This is a genomic window from Thiohalocapsa sp. (genome assembly GCF_022340605.1).
Lineage (GTDB): Bacteria > Pseudomonadota > Gammaproteobacteria > Chromatiales > Chromatiaceae > Thiohalocapsa.
The window spans coordinates 97,853-120,258 of record NZ_JAJDNQ010000076.1 but is presented as its reverse complement, the minus strand read 5'-3'; the positions used below and the strand labels follow the sequence as shown (position 1 = coordinate 120,258).

The 22,406-nt window shown below is 67.2% G+C and carries 20 protein-coding genes; 13 read left to right on the top strand and 7 right to left on the bottom strand.

Translation table 11 applies throughout. The features are described from left to right. Nucleotides 1-680 precede the first annotated feature (680 nt). The 5 genes from LJE69_RS10225 to LJE69_RS10205 all read left to right on the top strand — a co-directional run bounded on the left by LJE69_RS10225 (nt 681) and on the right by LJE69_RS10205 (nt 7,702). Nucleotides 681-2,963, top strand: coding sequence for an ATP-binding cassette domain-containing protein (locus tag LJE69_RS10225; RefSeq protein ID WP_296924532.1), 2,283 nt, complete (start codon nt 681-683; stop codon nt 2,961-2,963). Nucleotides 2,964-3,049: 86 nt separating this feature from the next. After that, nucleotides 3,050-4,990: a protein kinase gene (locus LJE69_RS10220; protein ID WP_296924530.1), complete on the top strand. Its 1,941-nt coding sequence runs from the start codon at nt 3,050-3,052 to the stop codon at nt 4,988-4,990. Between the two features lie 32 nt (nt 4,991-5,022). Beyond that, nucleotides 5,023-6,204 carry a VWA domain-containing protein gene (locus tag LJE69_RS10215; RefSeq protein WP_296924528.1) on the top strand — a complete coding sequence of 394 codons (1,182 nt, stop codon included), beginning with the start codon at nt 5,023-5,025 and terminating at the stop codon, nt 6,202-6,204. Between the two features lie 91 nt (nt 6,205-6,295). Then, nucleotides 6,296-6,922 (top strand): glycine zipper domain-containing protein, encoded by a 627-nt coding sequence (locus LJE69_RS10210; RefSeq protein ID WP_296924526.1) that lies wholly within the window; start codon nt 6,296-6,298, stop codon nt 6,920-6,922. A 48-nt stretch (nt 6,923-6,970) separates the two neighbouring features. After that, nucleotides 6,971-7,702 (top strand): M48 family metallopeptidase, encoded by a 732-nt coding sequence (locus LJE69_RS10205; RefSeq protein WP_296924524.1) that lies wholly within the window; start codon nt 6,971-6,973, stop codon nt 7,700-7,702. Between the two features lie 161 nt (nt 7,703-7,863). Here LJE69_RS10205 and LJE69_RS10200 read toward each other — a convergent pair whose 3' ends face one another. Continuing rightward, nucleotides 7,864-8,310, bottom strand: a complete 447-nt coding sequence (locus tag LJE69_RS10200) for a hypothetical protein (RefSeq protein WP_296924523.1) — start codon at nt 8,308-8,310, stop codon at nt 7,864-7,866. Nucleotides 8,311-8,315: 5 nt separating this feature from the next. Beyond that, complete coding sequence (locus tag LJE69_RS10195) at nt 8,316-8,798, bottom strand: nucleotidyltransferase domain-containing protein (RefSeq protein WP_296924520.1); 483 nt, start codon at nt 8,796-8,798, stop codon at nt 8,316-8,318. 396 nt (nt 8,799-9,194) lie between these two features. On the opposite strand from LJE69_RS10195, the gene LJE69_RS10190 reads away from it, so the two are divergent. Then, nucleotides 9,195-9,752, top strand: a complete 558-nt coding sequence (locus LJE69_RS10190; protein WP_296924518.1) for a hypothetical protein — start codon at nt 9,195-9,197, stop codon at nt 9,750-9,752. 6 nt (nt 9,753-9,758) lie between these two features. On the opposite strand, the gene LJE69_RS10185 is transcribed toward LJE69_RS10190, so the two are convergent. Genes LJE69_RS10185 through LJE69_RS10170 form a run of 4 tightly spaced genes read right to left on the bottom strand, consistent with a single transcriptional unit; the run spans nt 9,759 to nt 11,772 of the window. After that, the gene (locus LJE69_RS10185; protein WP_296924516.1) at nt 9,759-9,920 is read right to left on the bottom strand and encodes a hypothetical protein; all 162 of its coding nucleotides are present in this window, start codon (nt 9,918-9,920) and stop codon (nt 9,759-9,761) included. A gap of 12 nt (nt 9,921-9,932) precedes the next feature. Further along, entirely contained in the window at nt 9,933-10,808 is an 876-nt protein-coding gene (locus tag LJE69_RS10180; RefSeq protein ID WP_296924514.1) for an IS630 family transposase, read from the bottom strand. Beyond that, the gene (locus tag LJE69_RS10175; protein WP_296924512.1) at nt 10,805-11,143 is read right to left on the bottom strand and encodes a nucleotidyl transferase AbiEii/AbiGii toxin family protein; all 339 of its coding nucleotides are present in this window, start codon (nt 11,141-11,143) and stop codon (nt 10,805-10,807) included. The genes LJE69_RS10180 and LJE69_RS10175 overlap by 4 nt, the downstream gene beginning before the upstream one ends. Next, complete coding sequence (locus LJE69_RS10170; RefSeq protein ID WP_296924510.1) at nt 11,140-11,772, bottom strand: type IV toxin-antitoxin system AbiEi family antitoxin domain-containing protein; 633 nt, start codon at nt 11,770-11,772, stop codon at nt 11,140-11,142. The genes LJE69_RS10175 and LJE69_RS10170 overlap by 4 nt, the downstream gene beginning before the upstream one ends. Nucleotides 11,773-11,830: 58 nt before the next feature. On the opposite strand from LJE69_RS10170, the gene LJE69_RS10165 reads away from it, so the two are divergent. From LJE69_RS10165 to LJE69_RS10150, 5 genes are all read left to right on the top strand, one after another. Then, nucleotides 11,831-12,022: a hypothetical protein gene (locus LJE69_RS10165; RefSeq protein ID WP_296924508.1), complete on the top strand. Its 192-nt coding sequence runs from the start codon at nt 11,831-11,833 to the stop codon at nt 12,020-12,022. Further along, the gene (locus LJE69_RS20990) at nt 11,956-12,156 is read left to right on the top strand and encodes a UPF0175 family protein (RefSeq protein ID WP_367114651.1); all 201 of its coding nucleotides are present in this window, start codon (nt 11,956-11,958) and stop codon (nt 12,154-12,156) included. The genes LJE69_RS10165 and LJE69_RS20990 overlap by 67 nt, the downstream gene beginning before the upstream one ends. A gap of 164 nt (nt 12,157-12,320) precedes the next feature. Further along, nucleotides 12,321-15,167: a multiheme c-type cytochrome gene (locus tag LJE69_RS10160; RefSeq protein WP_296924506.1), complete on the top strand. Its 2,847-nt coding sequence runs from the start codon at nt 12,321-12,323 to the stop codon at nt 15,165-15,167. A gap of 279 nt (nt 15,168-15,446) precedes the next feature. After that, nucleotides 15,447-17,381 (top strand): CRTAC1 family protein, encoded by a 1,935-nt coding sequence (locus LJE69_RS10155; RefSeq protein ID WP_296924504.1) that lies wholly within the window; start codon nt 15,447-15,449, stop codon nt 17,379-17,381. Nucleotides 17,382-17,400: 19 nt separating this feature from the next. Continuing rightward, on the top strand, nt 17,401-19,095 hold the full coding sequence (locus tag LJE69_RS10150) for a tetratricopeptide repeat protein (RefSeq protein WP_296924502.1): 1,695 nt from the start codon (nt 17,401-17,403) through the stop codon (nt 19,093-19,095). A 312-nt stretch (nt 19,096-19,407) separates the two neighbouring features. Here LJE69_RS10150 and LJE69_RS10145 read toward each other — a convergent pair whose 3' ends face one another. Beyond that, entirely contained in the window at nt 19,408-19,746 is a 339-nt protein-coding gene (locus LJE69_RS10145; RefSeq protein ID WP_296924500.1) for a sulfur globule protein CV3, read from the bottom strand. A gap of 377 nt (nt 19,747-20,123) precedes the next feature. Here LJE69_RS10145 and adk point away from each other — a divergent pair, with 377 nt between their 5' ends. Both adk and LJE69_RS10135 read left to right on the top strand, forming a co-directional pair. Next, nucleotides 20,124-20,783, top strand: coding sequence for an adenylate kinase (gene adk, locus LJE69_RS10140; RefSeq protein ID WP_296924498.1), 660 nt, complete (start codon nt 20,124-20,126; stop codon nt 20,781-20,783). A gap of 183 nt (nt 20,784-20,966) precedes the next feature. Beyond that, nucleotides 20,967-22,124, top strand: a complete 1,158-nt coding sequence (locus LJE69_RS10135) for a DUF4124 domain-containing protein (protein WP_296924496.1) — start codon at nt 20,967-20,969, stop codon at nt 22,122-22,124. The last annotated feature ends 282 nt before the right edge of the window (nt 22,125-22,406 follow it).

Below are 22,406 nucleotides of genomic sequence, written 5' to 3'. Positions count from 1 at the left end.
CGCCTTTCCGGTCATCGGCGAATCGCTGAAGCTCTATTACCGCGACCGTGCCGCTGGCCGCTTTCGGCTGCGCACCGGCCACATCGAGCGCCTGCCTGGGCCTGAGCGGCGCTTTCGGACGCGGATCTACACCAACGACGATACATGAGACCAGGCTCCGGCGGAGCGATTGGACCGCCGGCCGACCTCGGCTCACCTAATAGCGACCCATACGATTGGGGGCGAAGAAATCAGGGTTCTCCGGGGCCGAAGCACAGGCGGTCGAGGCTTGAGCGCGTTGAGCGTCGGATATACGGTTGCATACACGGATCAAGCCTAACGGAATTTCAACGACTGATCGTCGGACAAGCAATCGACCTTGCATTGACCGAGGCAGTACTCGGCGACGATTTGCGCTACCGCACCCCATGCGAACAGCGGTTGCCGGACATGCGGCGGATGTAAGCAATGGATTCCCGGTAATCTGCTTTTCGTCGAGGTTCTGCGGAAGCTGTTGGCGCCAGCCTGTTCGCACGGGACGGAGCAGCGCGAGCTAGGGTTCATCACAGGCCGCCGCCTTTTGCAGGCTTCTCGTTGAGCCTGTCAGTCCCGTTCGGTGACCATGCGTCGTTGGCGCATGTCGGTCCGGCCTAGTGAACACGATTTGTGTGAATGGCTCGGAGCTCAGAGGGAGCCGTGGTGTGAAACAGGTAGAGTTCAGAACCGCGCGCCGTTCGCTTGCTCGCATCGAGCTCGCGCCGAATTCGGCCTATCCAATCGGTACGGATCCGGTCAGTCCAATCCAGCTTGCGGGTCCTGGCGTGCTTCCCCTGCACGCCAACCTGCAGGTAAGGGACGATGCGGTGCAGCTCGGCGCGGTCGGGGGTGCGCCGCTGTTGCTCAATGGGATGCCACTGAGCAGTCCCGTCATACTCGCAGATGGCGATTGGATTGCCTTCGGCGAGACTTTGATTCAGGTTCGTCTGCCGCTCGACCGTCCAATGCCAGAAGAGCCGAACGCTGGCGACGCCGAGTTGGCGACGCCCGCGCATGGCAAGGACCTGGTGGTCGGCCGCTTGGCGGGATGCGCACTGGCCATCGATTCGCCACTCATCTCGCGCGAGCACGCGCGCTTGTCCCTGCGCGCCGATGCGGTGCTGATCGAGGATCTGAAGAGCACCAATGGCACCTGGGTCAATGGCGAGCGCATATCAGGGCCGACGCCCATTCACCCGGGTGACCGCGTCGCCTTCGCAAGTGTCGTCTATCTCTTCACGGGATCCGCCCTGGTTCCGGCGGAGGCGGGCAATCGGGTTCGGGTCGCGGCCGAGGGGCTGAGTCGGATCGTCACCGATCGCACCAGCCGCCAGCCACGCCACCTGCTGTCGGATATCGATCTCGTCATCGAGCCCGGCGAGTTCGTGGTCATCTTCGGCACCAGCGGCTCAGGCAAGTCCACGCTGCTCGATGCATTGAACGGTCGCCGGCCGGCGTCCTCCGGACAAGTCACCTACAACGGCGTCGACCTCTACCGCTCCTTCGACCTGTTTCGCGCCGGCATCGGCTACGTGCCGCAGCAGGATATCGTCCACCGCAAGATCAAGGTGCGCGATGCGCTGCGGTATACGGCCCGGCTGCGGTTGCCGCTGGACACCACCGCCGCGGAGATCGGCACGATCATTGACGCCGTACTCGAGCGGGTGGGGCTCAAGGAGAAGGCTGACCTCGCAGTCGATACGCCCGAGCCACTTAGCGGGGGGCAGCTCAAGCGCGTCAGCCTCGCCGTCGAGTTGGTGGCCAATCCCCAGTTGCTGTTTCTGGACGAGGCGACCAGCGGACTCGATGCTGGAACCGATAAGCGCATGATGCGACTCTTCGCGGATCTCGCGGCCGACGGTACGACGGTGGTCTGCGTGACCCATAGCCTGGAGAATATCGACGCCTGTCATCTCGTCGCACTGCTGCATCTGGGCCGACTGGTCTATTTCGGGCCCCCGGGGGAGGCTGCGCCGCATTTCGGCGTTGAACGGCTCTCGGATGTCTATGAGGCGCTCGATAAAGAGGCGCCGGAGGCTTGGCATGAGCGCTTCGCCAGATCGCCCCATTACGCGCGGTACGTCGCGTCCCGGCTTGCGGAACTGCCAAGCCCGGATGTCGCGCGTCCGCCAGCGCCTGAGCGGCGGCGCAGGCGCTCGTTCCGGTTGTTCGAGCCGCGCCAGACGCTGACGCTGACGCGCCGATACGTCGATCTGCTGCTCTCCGATCGCGTCAACCTGGTGGTGCTGTTGTTGCAGGCGCCCCTGATTGCGCTCGTGGTGGGCGCGATATTCGACACCAGTGGCGAGCCGCTCGCGCGGGCCGCGGCGCAGAGTCAGATCGCGTTTGTGCTGGTGCTGTCGGCGATCTGGTTCGGCTGCATCAATTCGGCGCGCGAGATCGTCAAAGAGCTGCCAGTCTACCTGCGAGAACGCTCGGTTACCGTGACCCTGCCGGCCTACCTGGTGAGCAAGCTCTTGCCGCTCGCGCTGCTTTGCTTGATCCAGGTCGCCAGCTTCCTTGCCATCACGACATACATGCTCGACCTCGAGGGCCCGTTTGCCCAACGGCTGCTGACATTGTTCCTCTCCGGCTTCGCGGCCACGACGATGGGGCTGGCCATCAGCGCCTTCGTCAACTCGAACGACAAGGCCATTGCTGCCCTGCCGTTGCTGTTGATCCCCCAATTCATCCTGTCCAACTCGGTGGTGCCACTGTCTGGCGCCATCGAGATCGTCGCGCAAGTGGGTGTGGTCGCCTATTGGGGAATCGATGCCATGCGTGCCACGCTCGATCCGGCGCTGCTCGCCGTTCGTGATCATACCGGACAGGCCGTCATCGCCGTGAACGGAGAATGGGAAGCAGACCTGCTCTACCTGGGGGCGCAGACACTCGGATTCCTCCTCATCACACTGATCGGTCTGAAGCTGAAGGACCGTCGCAGCTAGCATGATCCGCGCACACATACCGATGGACAAACACCGGTACGATGCGGCGTCGCCGCCTGGCGCGCTGATCCTGAGGGAGGCGGCGCATGCCTGATCCGGGTGTCGAGAAGCGCTGCCCGAAGTGCGGGGCGTCCAATCTGGTCGAGGAGCTACCGCGGCGCGATTACCGATGCGGCGAGTGCGGATTCGAGCTCGCTCATATCGACACCCTGCCGACAGGTGGTGTCCGGGGGGTGCTCGGTTGGCTGCTGGACGCGGGGACGCTGGTGCATGACCGCTATCGCGTGACTGCGGTGCTGGGCAGAGGTGGCTTCGGCGTCACCTATCTGGTTGATGACGAGCTGCTCCATGGTAAGCGCCGTGCGCTGAAGGAAGTGCCGGCGCTGCTGTTCGACGAGTACGAGACGCGTCTGTTGGGGCGCCTGAGCCACCCGGCCATTCCCGATATCAGCGACCGCTTCGAAGCGGATGGGATGGTTTACCAGGTCCTCGAATTCGGTGGCGACCGTACGTTGCGCATCGAAAAGGAGCAGCGGGGTGGACGCATTCCGTTGTTCGTCCTGCTGCCCTGGATGCGTCAGCTCTGCGATGCGCTGGAATACCTGCACAGCCAGAATCCACCCGTCGTGCATCGTGACCTGAAGCCCGACAATGTTCTCCTCGACGAGCACGATCGGGTGATGCTGATCGACTTTGGCATCGCCAAGGAGGCGGCACCAGATGCCGCAACGCGGACCATCGGTCGTGCGGTCTCGCATGGTTTCAGCCCGCCCGAGCAGGTGCTCGGCACCGGCACCGATGCCCGCTCCGATGTCTACGCGCTCGCCGCCATCGTCTATTTCTGTCTGAGCGGGGAGATGCCGCCGGCGGCTCACGAGCGGATCACGGGACGGCTGATCGAGCCGCTTGCGCAGTTCTTGCCCGAGATTCCGCCGCTGATTGAAGCGGCGTTGATGCAGGGGCTGGAACTGAATATCAATCACCGCCAGCAGTCGATTGCCGAGGTCGCCGCGGTGTTCGAACTGATTCAGTCGGGCTCCGGCAGTGCGCCCACCGTGAGCGTCGCGGCCGCCCAAGCGACCCATCGGACAAGCGGGGATTGCCCGTTGCCCAGCGTACAGCTTCGCTCGGTGAATACCGCCGGGACACCCTCCGGGCAGGCCAGGATGCGGGTGCAGTTGCCGGCAGGCACCGAGCGGCCGGCGGTGCCGGCGCGGCGCCCGCGGCGCAGCTTGGCGGGGCTCGCGGCGCTCGTTCTGCTACTCGCCGCGGCCGGGGGCGGTGGCTATTGGTGGTGGTTGGACTACGGCGCCGGCCGGGTGGCCGACACACAGGTGCAACGGGATACGCCGCCGGATGTCGGCACCGAGTCGGCCGTGGGCGAGCCCTCGGTACGGGATGGCGGGGCCGTCTCGGCCGATGCCGAGATACTGCCGGCCGACACCGCCACGGCCGATCAGCCCGGCGCGAAGCTCACGGTGCAGCCGGGCGTGAAAGAGCCCACTGCGGCGGCGACAGCGCGGCGGGATACCGGCGATGCGCGGGCCGCCCGCGTCATCGGTCAACGGACAATACGGGGGGCGACCGAGACCTCGGACGGCGCGGCTGCGGCACAGGATGCCGTGCCCAAATCCGGGAACGTCGAGCACAAGCGACAGGTCCAGGTGGTCCCGTCTGTCTTTTCGGACGAACAGCAGCCGATGACGCCAACGCCTGGGACCGCGGGTGGCGAGGCCGGGGCTGCCACGCTGATGGATCAATTCGAGCAGCAGCGCAGCACCGCGTTATCCAAGCAACAGGAGACACCCGCCGAGAAGATCACGCCGACGCAGCCGACGCCGGTCACGACGGCCACCAAGGCGACGACCAAGCCGAAGAAGCCGACGACGACGTCGGCGCCGAAGGTGAAAGTTGCTGCCACGCGGAAGCGAACGCCAAGACCAACGCCGGCGCCGAAGCCCAAGCCAAAGAGAAGCAGCGCGTCCGACTGGGGGTTCCAGTACAGAGGCGCCAGAAAGATCGACTAGCCCTGCAATATGAGCAGATAGGAGGCACTGCCATGCGCAAGCCAATCCACGGGTCCGGGTTCCATCCGATTCACGCCGCGCTCATCGCGCTCGCCGGGGCAGCACTATTTGCTGCCGCCGAGGCAGGCGCCCAAGGTTACGGCTTCGCCGTTCCAGGGAGCTACGGGCTGAAGATCTATAAGACCGAATATTCACTCTACCCATTTGTGCAAGTCTACCTGCGGACCTTTGATGCGCAGATGCAGCCCTTGGTAAATCTCAACGAGATGAATGTGGGGCTGATGGTCAGGGGGCGTCCCTACGACCCGATGAAGCGCCAATACGGCATCCAGTCGATTCGCCAGCGGGAGGAGGCGACACGAACGGTGATCGTTATCGATGCCAGCAAGTCCATGGCACTCACGCCCTTCGAGGATGCCCTGAAAGCGGCCATTCGCTTCATCGACAGCAAGCGCCCGCAGGACGAGGTTGCCGTGCTCTCGATCCGCGATACCAAAGTGGGCTATGACCTGGTTTCGGAGTTCGAGCGCGATCCCCGCGCGCTTGTCCGGCGCATTGCCGATATCAAGGCCGATGGAATGAAAACGCGTATCTACGACTCCATCGCGGCGGCGATGCAGATGTGCGGCATGAGCGCCCAAGGCTCGGTGCGCAGCTCCGACTACGTCGTATCGTGCTCGATTCTGGTCATGTCGGATGGGCGCGACGAGGGCAGTTCCCTGTCGCGCGACGAACTGATGGGGCGCATCTCCAGCCTGACCATTCCGGTTCCGATCTACTCGCTGGCCTATTCGCGGGTCGACCCCTCTCACTTCAAGAACCTGGAAGCGCTATCGAAGAATTCCTTCGGCGTTTACTACAACGTCGGCGAAACTACGGAACAGATGCAACGCATCGTCGAGCATGTCCAAAATATTCTGCAAAGCGACTATGTGGTGACTTTTCGATCGTACATCGAGCCGGACGGAGAGCGGTACAACGTGAAAATCGGTGTGGAGTACCCCAGCGGCAGCGGCAAGTACGTCTATGACGACACCTTTTTCGAAGCGATCCAGCCGCCGCCGGTTCCGAAAGTAGAAGCGGCGTTAAGGGCTTTCAACCAGAGGATCAGGCGACTGCCCGGCGATGAAATGCCATACACGAAAATGCCTGACTGGCAAGATCCGGAGTCGCCGGCAAGTGGCATATCGCCGGTGGTTATGCCGGCGCAGTGAGTGCGGGAGAACACCGAGCGCATGAATGTCCGAACCTACGCGATTTGGTATCTAGCGGAGATGCGCCGTTGATGCGGCGAGGAGCACATGTATGAGCGGAAACCGAGAGCTTGGATTGATTGGATTGGTCGTGGCTGGGTCCGTGCTGATTGCCGGCTGTACGTCCCTGGGAAGCGTACAGAATCAGGCGCTTGGAACTGGCATCGGCGCCGCGCTCGGCTGTGGCGTTGGGGCCTTGATCACCGGGGATGCCAGGGGTTGCGCCACCGGCGCGGCGGTGGGTGCCTTGGTTGGGTTCGGGACTGTCGCCATCTCGCAATACAGCGCCAAGCAGGTGCGCACGGCCAATGCGGACGCGCGGGTCTACGGCATCACCACGCCGCCGAGAACACCGCAGGTCAAGATTCGCCAGGGATCTACGGCGCCAAGGTCGGCTGCGCCTGGTCAGCAGGTCAACATCGTGACGGACTACTCCGTCGCGCTGCCGCGCGGAGTGAGCCAGACGACTGTCAGCGAGAGTTGGGTGCTGATGAAGGACGGCAAGCAGGTTGCCGTCCTGCCCACGAAATCCGCGACTCGCACCGCGGGTGGTTGGGAGTCGGATGCCGAAATCACCATCCCTCCTAACGCCGAACCTGGAACCTACGTCATAGAGCATCGGGTGAAGGCCGGAACGAGCTATGACTCCGACGAGTCGACCTTCGTCGTGCATGCCTGATTGGGTCATGCGGCGAAGTGGTGACCTGGCTGGTGCCGAGGCAGGCGAATGAGCACGGCCTATCCGGCGCTTGTGCTGACCGCTGGCTTGTTTGGTAGCGGCCTGATCGGAAGCATCTTCGGCGGCGGTCATGGTGGCGACGATTGCCACCGCTCCGCTGCGGGTGCCCGTACCATGGAGATCATCACAAAGGAGTGGCCTCTGCGCCTCGCGGCCGACCCCGTGCGCGACTATGTTCGAGTGCTGGGAGAACGTCTCGCCAGCACGGCCGATCCATCGCGAAGCGGGGCCGAGTGGCGATTCTTCGTCGTGCGTAACCTGGAGCCGACGGCATTCGCAGTCGGCGGCCGTCGCTTCGTCATTAGCGATGGACTGATCGCTTTCGTTCGCAGCGAGTCCGATCTCGCTGCCGTGCTCGCCCACGAGATGGCTCACGAGCACCTCGGGCACTTCTGTAAGCCTGAACCGCGGGATTCGGCGCGATTTCAGTACGGATCAATCGTTCAGCATTTCAATATCGACATGGAGGAGGCTGCCGATGCCGAAGCCGTGGTCCTGTTGGGCATGGCCGGCTTCGACCCCGCATCGATGTACCACCTGCTTCGTTGCCTGTCAGAGCGCCCCGGTGCCCCGACGGAGCAACTCCGGCAACGCATGCGCGCCCTACAATACCTCACCACCGAGTCTCCCGATTCCACAGTGCAGGAGGGCAGCGAGCTCAAGCAAATCCGCAGCCTGATCCTGCAAGACTTCGGTGGATCGATATCCCGCTGCCGGTGAGCTCGTGAGCCATTTGGCTACAATGCGTCGTTACTCGCTGCAACCCCGCTCGTCGCGTCGAGTCGGTAGTGACTCAGGGCACATAGCCGGGTACGGCAGGCGTGCCTCCAGTCCGCCACCTGTTCAATTCGGTGCCGCTGGGACGCGCCATCGATGTTGCATCAGACCTCGAGCAGCGAGGCCATCGCGCCGTAGAAGGCATCGAGCCACTGGTCGCGCTCGTTATAGGTGGCCACGTGCGGGCGTCCGCCGACGGTTTCTCGGGCCGACACGTACGTCAGGCTGCCGTCGTCGAGCATCTCCACCTCGAAGCGCTTGTAGCCGCCGGGCACGTGCAGGCGCACCCCGCAGGGCTGGCCTGGGTCGCCGCATAGGCTCTCCACCAGCACCCGCGCACGGTCGTCGCGGTTGTGGAAGGATTCCGGCCAGATCTGCTGCAACACCGACACCTTCACCAGTTCGCCTTCCACGTCCTTCAGCGCGGCGAACAGCGGTGCCGCCGCCTCCGCCCGGCGCCGGACTGCCTCCGCGCGCCGTTCCGCTTCGGTCTGCTTACTCGCCAACGCGGCCTCTCTGCGGGCCTTGATGCGTTGCAATGTATCGCTCATGGGTCTTAGTCTCCGTTTGCTGTGTCGTCCGGTGCTGCGCCAAAGTGCGAGGAGCGCCGTTGCAGATCACGTGCCGCGTCCAGCAGCCTCGGCACATGGACGCTTGCCGCGTCCCAGGCGATTTCAGTGTCGAGCCCGAAGTAGCCGTCTACCGTCGCCGGTCCACGAAAAGCCACCAGCACGTCCACATCGCTGTCGTCCCGCAACTCGTTGCGCGCGGCCGAACCGAACAGGCCGATGCGCTCCACCGCAAAGCGCGCATCGATCTCGCCTCGCCGTCGTCGTAGCTGTTCGAGGATGTCGTCGCGGTTCACGAGTGTTGTCCGTCTTGCCAAAGCCTCATGGCCGATAGCGGGCTGGGGTGGGTCCGTGCAGCCCTTCAAGTGGCGGCCGTTGTCCGCTTCCCGGCCGGTCGCGCAAGCGAGTGGGTGACCGACATTGCCCGATGCCGCGCTCGCGATACCGAAGAACGGCGCCGGCTCGGCCACGCGCGCAGGGCACCTCCGCCACGCCCGAATTCTGCGCCTGCCAACGGCAATCGTCATGCCCTATCCGTGCCGAGCGACCACCCTCAGGGTTTTCGTCGTGCGCGAGGAGCGCGAGCACGTTCCCCCTGTCCAGGCGCTCGGGGGCAGCGGCTTGCCGTCGGGCGCATGCACCAGCGGGCGGTCCGTGCACCGGCAAGGCCCGGGCGGCTGCCTGATCGTGTGCTCGTGGCCCCTGCGATACGCGGTCCGGGACGCTTTGGCTGGCACCGCAATATACCGTTTGTCTGGGATCGACGCCGACCATCGGCTTCGTTATCGTAATCGAAACGCACACTGTTTTGCGCAGGAGATCCCCTCTCGCGCGCAGCGGACACCGCACTCGCCGAAGGCTGCGAGATGGCGCCTGACCAGCGTGTCTCGCTGGAGCAACTTGCGGCGAGCCTCGCCGCCATCGGCGATGCGGACGCAGCCGAGCAGGTAAGCGCAGCGTCAGCGTCGCTGCCCGCGGCCGAGTTCTGGGATGAGGACACGGTCGTGCCCTTCCAGGACTCGCGCTTCAAGATCCTTGGCCGCCTCGGTGGCGGTGGGGTGGGTCAAACCTTCAAAGTCGTGGAGATTGAAACCGACTCGGACGAGCGCTTCGGCACCTACGTCGCCAAGCTCATCAACGACGAGGCGGATGGCAAGACCGTCATCCGCGCCTACAAGCTCGCCCGTGCCTACACGACGCATCCGAACCTGTCCGCGATCCACGCGATTGCAGCGGAGTGGGAAGCCGACCGCTTCGCGTCCCTGTTGAAGTGGGTCGAGGGCATTCCGCTCGCCGACCTGACCGGCGTCATGCCCATCCATGCGGAAGACGTTGGCGAGCGCTCCGCGGAGTGCCTTGCGCTGCACTGGCTGACGGAGCTCCGCGGCGCGTTGAGCGAGCTGCACCGGCTAACCGTCCATTAAGTAATGTCAGGCCGCAGCGTGGGCATCGCGGATATAGCGGCAGTGTGGATGGCGAAAGAAACCGGCAACCACCTTGGGCAATGCGCGCAGGCGTTGCAGCGCATGCGATGCCTGTTCTTTGAGGTCGCGCTTGTTGGCGACGGTCTGCTTGGCAACGGTGGCCTTCACGTTGCCCCAGACCTACTCGTCGGGGTTGAGGTGCGGCGAGTACGGCGGCAGGAAGTACAGTTTGAGCCGCCCGGCTTGGACCGCGACGAGCTCGCGCACGATGCGCGTCTTGTGGATGCTGTGCCCGTCGACGATGAGGAACACGGGCCGATCGGCGTCGCGCAGCAGACGTTCGAGGAAGTCGACGAAGACCTCGGCCGTGGCGCAGCCCTCATGCACCATGAAGTGGAAGTGGCCGTCGGCGGCCACCGCCGAGAGCATGTTGATACTGAAACGCTGACCGGTGGTCGCCACCGTCGGCGTGTGGGCCATCGGCGCCCAGGTCGTGCCGGCATCATGGTCGGAGCGCATCCCGGCCTCATCGGCGAAGAACACGCGCGCCCCCGCACGCTTGGCCTCGGCGGCAATCGCCGGGTAGTCCTCGCGCTCCCAGCGCGCGACCAGCACCGGATCGCGCTCGCGCGCCCGGCGCAGGGGGCGTTGCGGCGCGAAGCCCAGCGCCGCCATCGCCCGCCCCACCGCCGAGCGCGACAACTTGATGCCGAACTGGCGCTCGATCACCTCGCCGATCAGAGAGCAAGGTCCACAACGCAAAGTCGAAGCAATGCTGCTGCAGGGTCGTGTTGCGCACCGTGCTCGCCAGCCAATGCAGATGCTTGTCCTTGAGCTTGGGCGGACGCCCGCAATCGGCTTGGCCTTGAGCGCGTTCTGCCCGCCCTCGGCAAAGGCCGCCAGCCAGCGATACACCGTGCGCTCGTTCACCCCGAACGCGGCCGCCACCTCCACGACCGGCTGGCCGTGCTTGACGGCACTCACCGCCAGCATGCGCAGGGTCTGCAATGACTGATGGTCGAGCTTGCGCCCGTCGGAATCGCGTTTGCATTTCATGCCGCCATTATCCCAGGCATGACTTTACTTTCGAGCGGCTTAGTAAGCTGCTCGCGCAGCCTGGGCTCCTGAACTTGGTCCAGAACCGGGAGCTCCGCGGGGCCGAATCCGAGCAGGTCGGCATCCCGGGTCGGGCGATGGGGGATGTCGAACCACAGGTCGAAGAACAAGGCCCCCTTGAGGAGGAAGCGCTCGGCGTACACGGACGCGCCCAGGCGATAGAGGAGCCGCTCCAGGGCGTAGCGGGTCAGGACCAGGTTGAAGTCCTGGCCCCCGGCCTTCGCCTTGTTCAGCAGTCGCGCGCGAACGGATGCGCCGATGTCCGGCCCGGTCACGCCAGGGCCTCCAGGTAAGGACGCATGACGTTCGCGACCCGATCGAGCCGCGCATAGCGCCACAGCTCGTCGATGCTCGCCTGTCGCCCCCGACCGCCCTGCCCCCGCTCCTTCAGCGCCTCCTTGAGTGCGGCCTTGAGCGCATCGAGGGCCACATCGAGACCGATCTTGTTGCGGTATTTGAAGCAGTCCGCGACGGTCCGCGCGACGCCGGTGATGCGCACCGGCACCCCGTCGATGTCGTGCTCCTCGACGCCCTCGGCCAGGCCGGCCCCGGAGAAGCGGACGATCCGCAGCGGTGGATAGTCCAGCCGGGGTGCACGGGCCTTGGTCGGGATGGCCAGCCAGACCTGGAACGGTGAATGCGTCGTCAGCTCATGAAAGCGCAGGGCGGAGAGTAGACAGACGACGGCGCCCGGATGCCTGCGAGCGACTTCGGCGAGCGCCGAGTGCTCCGAGACCGGCCGGTCCGGCAGCGCATAAAGTCCCCGCCCGATTCGCGCGAGCCGGCCTTGGCGCACCAGACGGGTCAGGGAGACGCGCGGCAGACCGCGGGCATCCAGGTCCAGGGGTCTGACAAGCCCCCGGTCACGGGCAAGCGCTAGGATGGCATCTTGCGTTGTCGACATGCGCGAAGCATGTCACGAAAAGCTAGGCACCGTCTACGGATACCGACATTACGGAACCATGGAAACGGACATCTGGGACAAGCTGCGGCTCACCGAGTTGCCCCAAGGCGCGGCCCTGCGCCAGGCGCTGTTGGAGCGGCTCGTCAAGGCCGACGGCCACATCAACGCCGCCGAGCGCAAGCTGTGGCACGACACGGACCGCGGCCTGTGGTCGGCGCGCCAGGCCAAGGCCGCTTCCTGCTTGCGCTAAAGCTGTTCGAGCTCGGTCGCATCTCGTCAGGCAAAGCCGCCATTCTGAGCGGTATGGGCCGGGTCGAGTTTCTGCTGGCGGCCTGGCTGGACATCGATGCTGGTTCATTGGCCGTCTCTGTTACCGCAGGTTGACACCGAACGGTGGCCCGGCCAGCGGCACGCCGCCTGGGGATGTTCGGAAAAACCACACCTCTCATCAAGTTCCGGGCGCCCTGAAATGGCGCACGGCAGTATATTCCGCGCGCTGAGGAGGTCTGGCCAGCGGACGGCTTGCACTGCCTGTCCGGCGACTCGTCATGGCCGAAACCACTGCTCCGCGCTCGACGATTCTTGTCCTGACCCCCGCGCTGCGCCGCCTGCTGGTGGTGGTGCTGATGCTCGGCGGGGTGATGGCCGTCAACTCCTTGTATCTGCTTGCGGTGACCGTCGCGGAGCGGTTGTCCGGTGCGGTGCTGCAAAACCAGGTGTACCTGGTGATGTTCTTCGGGCATCTGGTGCTGGGGCTGGTGCTGATGGTGCCGGCGCTGGTGTTCGGGGCGCTGCACTTCCGGCGCGCGCGGCTGCGGTCGAACCGCTACGCGATCCGCGCCGGCGTGGCGCTCTATGCCACGCTGGTGGCCTTGTTCGTGTCGGGCATCCTGCTGACGCGGTTCGGCTTTTTCGAGGTCAATGATCCCGCGGTGCGACGCGTCGCCTACTGGGTGCACGTGCTGACGCCGGTGCTGGCCATCTGGCTGTTCGTGCTGCATCGGCTGGCGGGGCCGCCGCTGCGCTGGCGCACGGGCGTCGCCTGGGCCGGGGCGGCGGTGGGCTTCGCGGTGCTGGCGCTGATGCTGCATGGGCTCGGGCTTCGGCACGAGCCGGTGATGGTGCGGGCCTTCGAGCCGGCGCTGGCCAAGGTGCCAGATGGCGCGAGGATCGAGCCCGCGCGGCTGATGCAGGACGAGACCTGTGCCGAGTGCCATGCGGACATCGCGGCGCAGCACGCGGGATCGATGCATCATCTGAGCTCCTTCAACAATCCCGCCTACCGCGCCTCGGTGGACGAGGCCCGCGCGGTGCTGCTGGAACGCGACGGAAACGTGCAGGCGGCGCGGCTCTGCGCCGCCTGCCACGACCAGGTGCCGCTGTTCGCGGGGCGGTTCGATGATCCCTCCTATAACCCAGACGGGGACCCGGCCGGCTCGGCCGGCATCGGCTGCCTCGGCTGCCATGCCATCACCGCGGTCAACAGCCCCGTCGGCAACGGCGATTACAGCATCGCGGCGCCGCCGCGCTATCCGTTCGCGGACAGTGACTCCGCCATCGGCCAGTTCGTGCACCGCCAGCTCATTCGCGCCAAGCCCGCCTTTCACAAGCACACGCTGCTGAAGCCGGTGCTGAAGAGCCCCGAATTCTGCGCCACCTGCCACAAGGTGCACCTGCCACAGGCGCTGAACCACTACCGCTGGCTGCGCGGGCAGAACCACTACGACAGCTTCCTGATGAGCGGCGTCTCTGGCCACCGGGTGGACAGCTTCTACTATCCGAAGCACGCCGAGGCCGGCTGCAACAACTGCCACATGCCGGCGGTGGCCGCCGCCGACCCGGCGGCGCGGCGGCTCGGCGGCCCGGCCGGCCATGCACTGGCGGTGCACGACCACCTGTTCGCCGCCGCCAACACCGCGGTGCCGCTGCTGATGGACCGCCCGGCGCAGGAGAACGCCGCGCGCGTCGAGGCCATGCAGAAGGCGACGCGGGTGGACATCTTCGGCCTCAAGGACGACGGGCACATCGAGGGCGAGCTGCACGCCCCGCTGCGCCCCGAGCTGCCGACCTTGCAGCCGGGCAAGCGCTATCTGCTGGAGGTGGTCGTGCGCACCACTGGCATGGGTCACGAGCTGACCCAGGGCACCGTGGACTCCAACGAGCTCTGGCTGGACGTGACGCTGCGCGCCGGCGGCAAGGTCATCGCCCGCTCCGGCGCGCTCGGCGCCGACGGCGGCGTGGACGACTGGGCGTGGTACTGCAACGCTTATCTGCTGGACCGCGACGGCAACCGCATCGCCCGGCGCAACGCGCAGGACATCTTCGTCGCCCTCTACAACCACCAGATCCCGCCCGGCGCGGCGGCGGTGGTGCACTATGACTTCGACGTGCCCGCGGACGCCAAGGGTCCGCTGACCGTGGACGCGGCGCTGCGTTATCGCAAGTTCGACACCCGCTTCTACCGCTTCGTGGAAGGCGAGCGCTTCGCCGGCAACGACCTGCCGATTACCACCCTGGCGGCAGACCGGGTCGTGCTGCCAGTGGCCGGTGGCGCGCCGCTCGCGGCCGACGCCAAAGCGCCACCGGACATCCCCGTCTGGCAGCGCTGGAACGACTACGGCATCGGGCTGTTCCGCGAGGGACCGCGCGGCGAGTCGCGCCAGGCGGAAGCGGCCTTCCGCGAGGTGGAGCGCGTGCAACTGGCCGCAGCCGAGGCCGCAGCCGATCAGGGCGCCCATCAAGCCGTCGGGCAAGGCGCCAAGCAGAGCGGGGCCAGCGGCGGCGACGGTGCCATGAATCTGACCCGGGTGCTGCACCGCGAGGGCCGGCTCGACGAGGCGGCCGAGGCCCTGGCGCGCGCCGCCGCGCAGGGGGCACCGCCCTGGGTGGTGGCCTGGCATACCGGTCTCATCGCCCGCGACCAGGGCGATCTCGACCGCGCCATCGACGCGCTCGATGCGCTGGCCGAGACCCGCTTCCGCGACGCGCGCGAGCGTGGCTTCGACTTCAGCGACGACTACCGCATGCTCACCGACCTGGGTCGCACCCTGTACGAGCGCGCCCGCCGCGAGCGCGGTGCCGCACGCCGTGAGAGCCGCAACGCCTACCTGGCGCGTGCCCGTGACCGGCTGCAACAGGCGCTGGCCATCGACCCCGAGAACGCCGCGGCCCACTACAACATGAGCCTCGTGCTCGCCGACCTCGGCGACGCGAAGGGCGCCGCCCTGCACCGCGAGCGCCACGAGTTCTACCGCACCGACGACAACGCCATCGAGCGCGCCGTCAGCATCCACCGCGCCCATAACCCGGCGGCCAACCATGCCGCGGAGGCCGTGGCCATCTATGCGCTGCGCCCGGTGGCCAAAGACGCCCAGGTGGCGCATGCGGGCGACTGAGCACATAGATCGGGCCAATCCAGAGGCCGTAGGTCGGGCCGACGTTAGGAGGCCCGACACGCCCATAGGTCGCGCCGACGCAGACCCCGTAGGTCGGGCCGACGTTAGGAGGCCCGACAAGCAGTCGCGACAAACAGCCCGTCGCACGACATCAGCCGATCGCAAGCGCTCCTATATCGGGCTTCGTTCCTCAGCCCGACCTACGCCCGACGTACCCCGGAGCGCCGCCGGACCTGTGTCGGGCGCTTCCCCAGTCTCTGACGCCATCGAAAGCCGCGTATGAACATCGAGCAGAAACCACCGTCCGCATCCGGCGCCAAGCCGGCACCCACCCGCGGCGAGGCACGCATCCGCCGCGCCTTCCTGCTGTCGCTGGCGGTGATCGTCGCGCTGGGCGTCAGCGCCGCGGTGCTCTATCTGCTGCTGCGGGAGCCGGCGGCGCCGCCGGTGGAGGAGGCCGAGATCGCGCTGCCGCAGGTGGCACCGGCCGACGAATCCGCCCTAAGCGGAGACGCCGCGCCGGCCGCCACCACGCCCCCCGCCGTGCGCTTCACCGACGTCACCAAGGCCGCCGGCATCGGCTTCGTGCACACCAACGGCGCCTACGGCGAGCGGCTGATGCCGGAGACGATCGGCAGCGGTGCGGCCTTCTTCGACTACGACCGCGACGGCGATCAGGACCTGTTCCTGGTGAACTCCCGTGAGTGGCCTGGGCACGAGACGCTGGTGGAGCAGCCGACCCAGAAGCTCTATCGCAACGACGGCAGCGGGCACTTCGAGGACGTCACCGCCGGCAGCGGGCTGGACATCGCCACCTACGGCATGGGCGTGGCCGTCGGCGACGTGGACGGCGATGGCTGGGACGACCTCTACCTGACCACGCTGAACGCCAACCACCTGTTCCGCAATGTGCCGGCAGCCGATGGCGGCCGGCGCTTCGAGGACATCACCAAGGCCGCCGGCGTCGCCGGGCGCGACGACGCCTGGTCCTCCAGCGCGGCCTTGCTGGACTACGACAAGGACGGCGACCTGGACCTGTTCGTGGTGAACTACGTCAAGTGGTCGCGGGAGATCGATCTCGAGATCGACTTCCGGCTCACGGGCCTCGGCCGCGCCTACGGTGCGCCGCTGAACTTCGTCGGCACCGACAACCTGCTCTATCGCAACGATGGGCCGGACGCCGCGGGGAATCCGCACTTCACCGACGTCTCCGCCGCCGCCGGCGTCCACGTGCCGGACCCCATCACCGGCAACCCGGTGGGCAAGGGGCTCGGCGTCGTGCCCGTCGACTACGACGGCGACGGCTGGCTGGACCTCATGGTGGTCAACGACACGGTGCGGAACTTCCTCTACCACAACCTCGGCGATGGCCGCTTCGAGGAGACGGCCATCTTCGAGGGCGTCGCCTATGACCGCAACGGCAAGGGCACCTCGGCCATGGGCGTGGACGCCGCGCACTATCGTGACGATGCCGATCTGGGCATTGCGGTGGGCAACTTCGCCAACGAGATGGCCTCGCTCTTCGTCACCAGCGATGGCCGCCCGCCGTTCGTGGACGAGGCGGTGCTGGAGGGCATGGGGCCCGCCTCGCGCATCCCGCTCACCTTCGGGCTCATGTTCTTCGACTACGACCTGGATGGCCGCGAGGACCTGGTGCTCGCCAACGGCCACCTGGAGCACGAGATCAACCGCGTCCAGCAGAGCCAGCACTACGCCCAGCCCGCGTCGCTGTTCTGGAACTGCGGCGACGCCTGTCAGGCGCGTTTCGTGCATCTGCCGCCGACGCCCGCGGCGGTCGGCGACCTGGCGCAGGATCTCGTTGGCCGCGGCATCGCTTTTGCCGACATCGATGCCGACGGCGACCTGGACATGCTCATCACCCAGAACGGGCGGCGGCCGGCCCTGCTCAGGAACGACCAGGCGCTCGGCCACCACTGGCTGCGGCTGGACCTGATGGGCAAGGCCCCCGACACCGACGCCATCGGCGCCCGCATCGAGCTGACCGCCAACGGCATCACCCGCACCCGCGACGTGCGGCCCACCCGCGGCTACATGTCGCAGGTGGAGCGGCCGGTGACCTTCGGCCTGGGCGATCTCGCGGACCCCGCCGCCATCAGCCTGCGCATCCTGTGGCCGGACGGCAGCGAGCAGACCGTCGTCCCGAGCGCGCTGGACACCACGCTCACCATTCACCAGGGCCGCGACGATGCCTGATCACCATGTAGGGTCCGCTGTGCGGGCCAAGCCAGCCCTGATCGCCGTCCTGAGTGCCGCGCTCCTTCTCGCGCTGCTCGCGGCCGCCGCCGGCGTGCAGGCCGATCTCGTGGCCGACCCGCCGCGCGCCTTCGGCATCGACCTCAAGCCGATCCCGGAGGCCGACATCAGCGGCGCCGAGCCGTTGATGCAGCAGGCGCTCACCAGGGCCCGCGCCGAGCTCGACACCCTGCTGGAAACGCCGGAAGCGGACCGCAACGCGCTGGCCGCCGCCTACGGGCGCCTCGGCGCGCTGTTGATCCTGGTGGAGGTGGAGGCGCAGGCCGACGTCTGCCTGTACAACGCCATGGCCCTGCAGCCGGACGAGGTACGCTGGCCCTATTACGCGGGCTACCTCGCGATGCTCGCCGGCAACCTCGAAAACGCGGTGACGTACCTGGAGCGGGCAAGGTCCATCGCACCGGACTATGCCCCGCTGTACGTCCGGCTGGGCAAGGTGCGCATGGACCAAAGTGACTTGGCCGAGGCCAAGCAGGCGCTCCAGCGCGCCGCCGAGGAGCCGAGCCTCGCCGGCCCTGCCAACTATTACCTGGGCCAGATCGCGGTGCTGGAGCGGCGCTACAACGACGCCATCCCGCTGCTCCAGGCCGCGCTCGCGGCAACGCCGGATGCCACCGAGGTGCACTATCCGCTGGCCCAGGCCTACCGCGCGCTCGGCGACAACGAGCGCGCACGCCACGAGCTGGCCTTGTTCGAGCTGCGCGCGCCGGTCGTCGCCGACCCCCTCATCGACGAGCTGACGGCCGCCACGCATCGTGCGCTGCCGGCCTTCAAGGAGGCGCTGTACGCGGTGCGCGGCGGCAACTACGACACCGCCGTGCAGCGCTTTGCGGATGGCTTGGACGTGGACCCGGACAACGCTGCCGCGCGCGTCAGCTACGCCCGTGTGCTCTGGCTCACCGGTGCGCAGGCGCAGGCCGAGGCGGAGCTGGCGCGGGCACTGGAGCTGGCGCCGCAGCAACCGCTGGCGCTGTTCCTCCAGGGCGTCATCGCCCAGCAGCGGGGCGACCTTGCACAGGCCGCGAATCGCTACCGGCAGGTGCTGGCGCTGGAGCCCGGGCACTCCGGCGCGCTGTTCCAGCTCGCCAACCTGGACTTCCGTGCCGGGCGCTTCGATGCGGCGGCGGACGGCTACGCCAAGGTGCTGGCGGTGGACGAGGACGTCGTCCCCGCGCGGGTACTGGGGCAGGTGGCGGCGCTACGCGCCGGTGCCTCTGCCGGCGAGGTGCTCGCCCGGCTACGGGCGCTGGCCGATGCGCACCCCGAGGACCCGCAGCTCCGCTACGCCCTGGCGCGGATGCTGGCGGCCGCGGATGACCCGGGCCTGCGCGACCCGGCGGCCGCCCGCGCACTCGCCGGCGCGCTTATCGCCGACCCCACCGCCGGCGGCCCAATCCCGCCGCACCAGCGCGCGCTGGCGCTGGCCCGCGCGGCCGGTGGCGACTTCGATGGTGCCGCGGCGTTGCTGAAACCGATGCAGGAGGCGGCCTGGATGCTGCCGCCGGCGGAGGCCGACCTGCTCCAAACCGAGCTGACGGCCTATGCGGACGGCCACCTGCCAGCGCCCTGGCCGGAGGGCGATACGCTGTTGGCTCCGCCGCTCTTCAACGCGGCACAGGTGATGCGGGATTATCCGGCGACCAAACCCTATTGAAGAAGGGCCTGGGAGCTAGGAGCTAGGAGTTGGTGCAGAGGCGGGAGAATGCGGAGAGCGCCTGCAGCGTCGGCCGTGGCGCCTACCCGTGTCGCCCTCCAGGGCGACACGAGCAAGCATCCGTTGGCGCAGCGGTTGCCGTCGGCGCGGCACAGAAGTGATAGCCGCCCGGTTCCAACCCAGTCAGCCCCTAGCCACGCCCAGGGTGCATGAGCGTAGCGTCCCAGCCCCTAGCCCCTCACGAAAAAGGGCCGGTTCCCCGGCCCTAAATCAGCCGGCGGGCAGTGCGCCCGCCGTGTATAGGTGGCGGTATCAGCGCTCTTTGCTCTCTTTCGGCGTAGAAGGTGCTGCCGGTGCCGCAGGTGCCGCATAGGGGTAGTAGCCGCCCCAGCCGTAGCCCGGGTAGCCGCCCCAGCCGCCGTACGGATAGCCGCCGCCCCAGCCGTAGCCCGGGTAGCCGCCCCAGCCGTAGCCCGGATAGCCGCCGCCCCAGCCGCCGTACGGATAGCCGCCATACCAGGGGCCACCGTACCAGGGGCCGCCGTACCAGGGGCCGCCGCCCCAGGAACCCCAGAAGGCCTGCGCAGGTGTCGTGGCCAGGGCCGCCAGCAAGGCACCGCCGGCGGCAGCAGTCAGCATCAGCTTCTTCATGGATCGCCTCCTCGTTCTCGTCGTGTTCAACTTTGGGGGAACTTGCGAGCCCGCGGCCAAGTATAGCCACGGAAATACCAGACGCGATAAGGGCAACTACCAGGAAACCCCGCGGCCGATGCCCGGCACGGAACGGCCGATATTGCCGCCACTCGCGCGCCTCGGAGCGGGATTCAATCGCTCGCCGGAGAACGCCGCAAGCGAGCGGCGGGAGCGCGCCGAGGCAGCCGCGGCCGGGCGCGACGCGGCTGGTTCATAGTCTGTGGCAATCCTTTGGATAAGCCAGGGTTATTGACCCATGCGATTGCTGAAATTGCCGCAATTGCCCGCCTGTGGCAGCCTTGCCGACTCACAAACACGACACTGAGGAACCCACCATGCGCGTCATCCTGCTCGGCGGCCCCGGGGCCGGCAAAGGCACCCAGGCCGGCTTCATCAAGGAGCATTTCAACATCCCGCAGATCTCCACCGGCGACATGCTCCGCGGCCACGTCAAGGCCGGCACCGAGCTGGGCAAGGCGGCCAAGAAGATCATGGACGAGGGCGGGCTGGTGTCCGACGACATCATCATGGGCATGGTCAAGGAGCGCATCGCCGAGGATGACTGCAAGAACGGCTACCTGTTCGACGGTTTCCCGCGCACCCTGGCGCAGGCGGATGCGCTGAAGGAGGCCGGCGTCTACGTCGATGCCGTGGTGGAGATCGCCGTGCCGGACGAGGAGATCATCAAGCGCATGTCGGGCCGGCGCGTGCACCTAGCCTCGGGCCGCACCTACCACGTGGTCTTCAATCCGCCGAAGGAGGAGGGCAAGGACGACGAGACCGGCGAGCCGCTGATCCAGCGCGACGACGACAAGGAAGAGACCGTGAAGGCCCGGCTCAAGGTCTACCACGACCAGACGGCGCCGCTCATCGACTACTACTCCAAGTGGGCCGAGGAGGGCGGCGAGGGCGCGCCGCGCTATATCAAGATCAACGGCGTCGGCGGCGTCAGCGAGATCCGCGACGGCATCATTTCCCAGCTCGAGCAGGGCTGAGCGCAGCGGCGGCCGCGCGGTCGCCGCCTGCTCCCGTCAGCCGCGGGCCGGCAAGGCCCGTGCCCGAGGTGCCGTGCGCGCCCCGGATCGTCGGTTCAAATGCACGATTTGTCGGCCCGCGTGCGACAATGCACACACCGACCGGCTTGCAACCTCGTGCGGACCATGTGGATTCGGTGTTGTGTGCTCAGCCTGCTGCTGTCCGGTGCGCCGGTGGCATCGGCGATGTACAAGTGTGTGGACGCGGACGGCAATGTGACCTACTCGCAGACGGCCTGTGAAGAGCCGTCTGGTGCTGCCTTCCGCGCCGCGGCAGCCCGCCCGACGCCGCATGTCGATGCCGACGCCGGCATGGATGGCGGCGGCTCGGACGACGTGCTCTGCGATCGGGTGCGTGACTTCGCACTGGAGCTCGCCTGGGCCATGCGGCAGGGGGTGGGCATCGATCGGGCCGTGTCCATCCTCAGTGGACGGGCGGACCCGAGCAGCTTTGCCGACGGCTACGGCCGCCGCGCCGGTCGCGGCAGCCGCAGCATCCTGGGCGACGACGTGCTGGAGATCATCAACCAGGTGTTCGCCTTCGCCGGGCGGGGTACCTCGGATCCTGCCGGCATTGCGGAGGCCGCCGCGAGGCGGTGCCTTCAGGGGCGCTTCGAATTCGACCGCGGTGCCCCGGGTGGCACGGACGGCCTGCGGCGGGCCGCCGGCAGCGGCATCCTGCTGAACCCGCAGGGCATGGTACTGACGGCGGACCGGCTGATTGCGGACTGCGGCAGGCTGCGCGTTTATCGCGGCGGCGCCTGGCACGAGGCGAGCCTGCTGCATCGCGACTCGGCGGTCGGTCTCGCGGTCCTGCTGGCGGATGATCTGCATGGCCGCCCTGCCGTGTTCGCTGTCGCCGACAAGCCGTCGGACCAGATGCTGTTCGCCATGACCCTCCCCTTGCGGGGGGTGCTGTCGGGAGAGGTCGGCCTTGCGGACGCGGACGTGGATATGTCCTCCGCCGCGGCGCCGGCGGCTCCCGTGTCGTCCGATGCAGCCGCGAATGCGGCAGCCGCGACGGAGATCGACGCCGCTCGGCCGCTGCCGCTCGCGCTGGAGCCCGGTCCCGCACAATTGGGCGCTCCCCTCCTCAACAGCGCCGGACTCCTCTCCGGCTTGGCGCTGCCGCCCGCGGACGACGGCGGGCCGCCGCGGCTCATGCCGGCGGGCGCGCTGCTGCGCTTCCTCACCAGCGCCGACATCGCTCACTACAGCGCCGCCGGCCTCGGCAAACTCACGCGGCAGGAACTGCGCCGCCGCGCCGCCGGCTTTACCGTACATGTCGAGTGTCTGCCTTAGCGGAATAAGCCGGTTCCGAGGGCCGAGGTCTCTGGGGGCGAAATAAGAACAGCCAAGCCTTGCCGTGGATGAGCGCAGCGAAATCCGTGGATCGCGCAACAGAGATCGTGAAAGTATTCGGTGTAGCGGTTATGGGAGCAGCCCTTGTGGGACCGGCACTCTCGGTGCCGCGACCGGCGGCAGAGCAGCACCCCGCACTTCGTACTCCGTACTCCGCTCCGCACCCCGCACTTCTTAACAAATCGTCATCCCCTCGCCCTTGCGACCCGAGCGCGCCCTGCT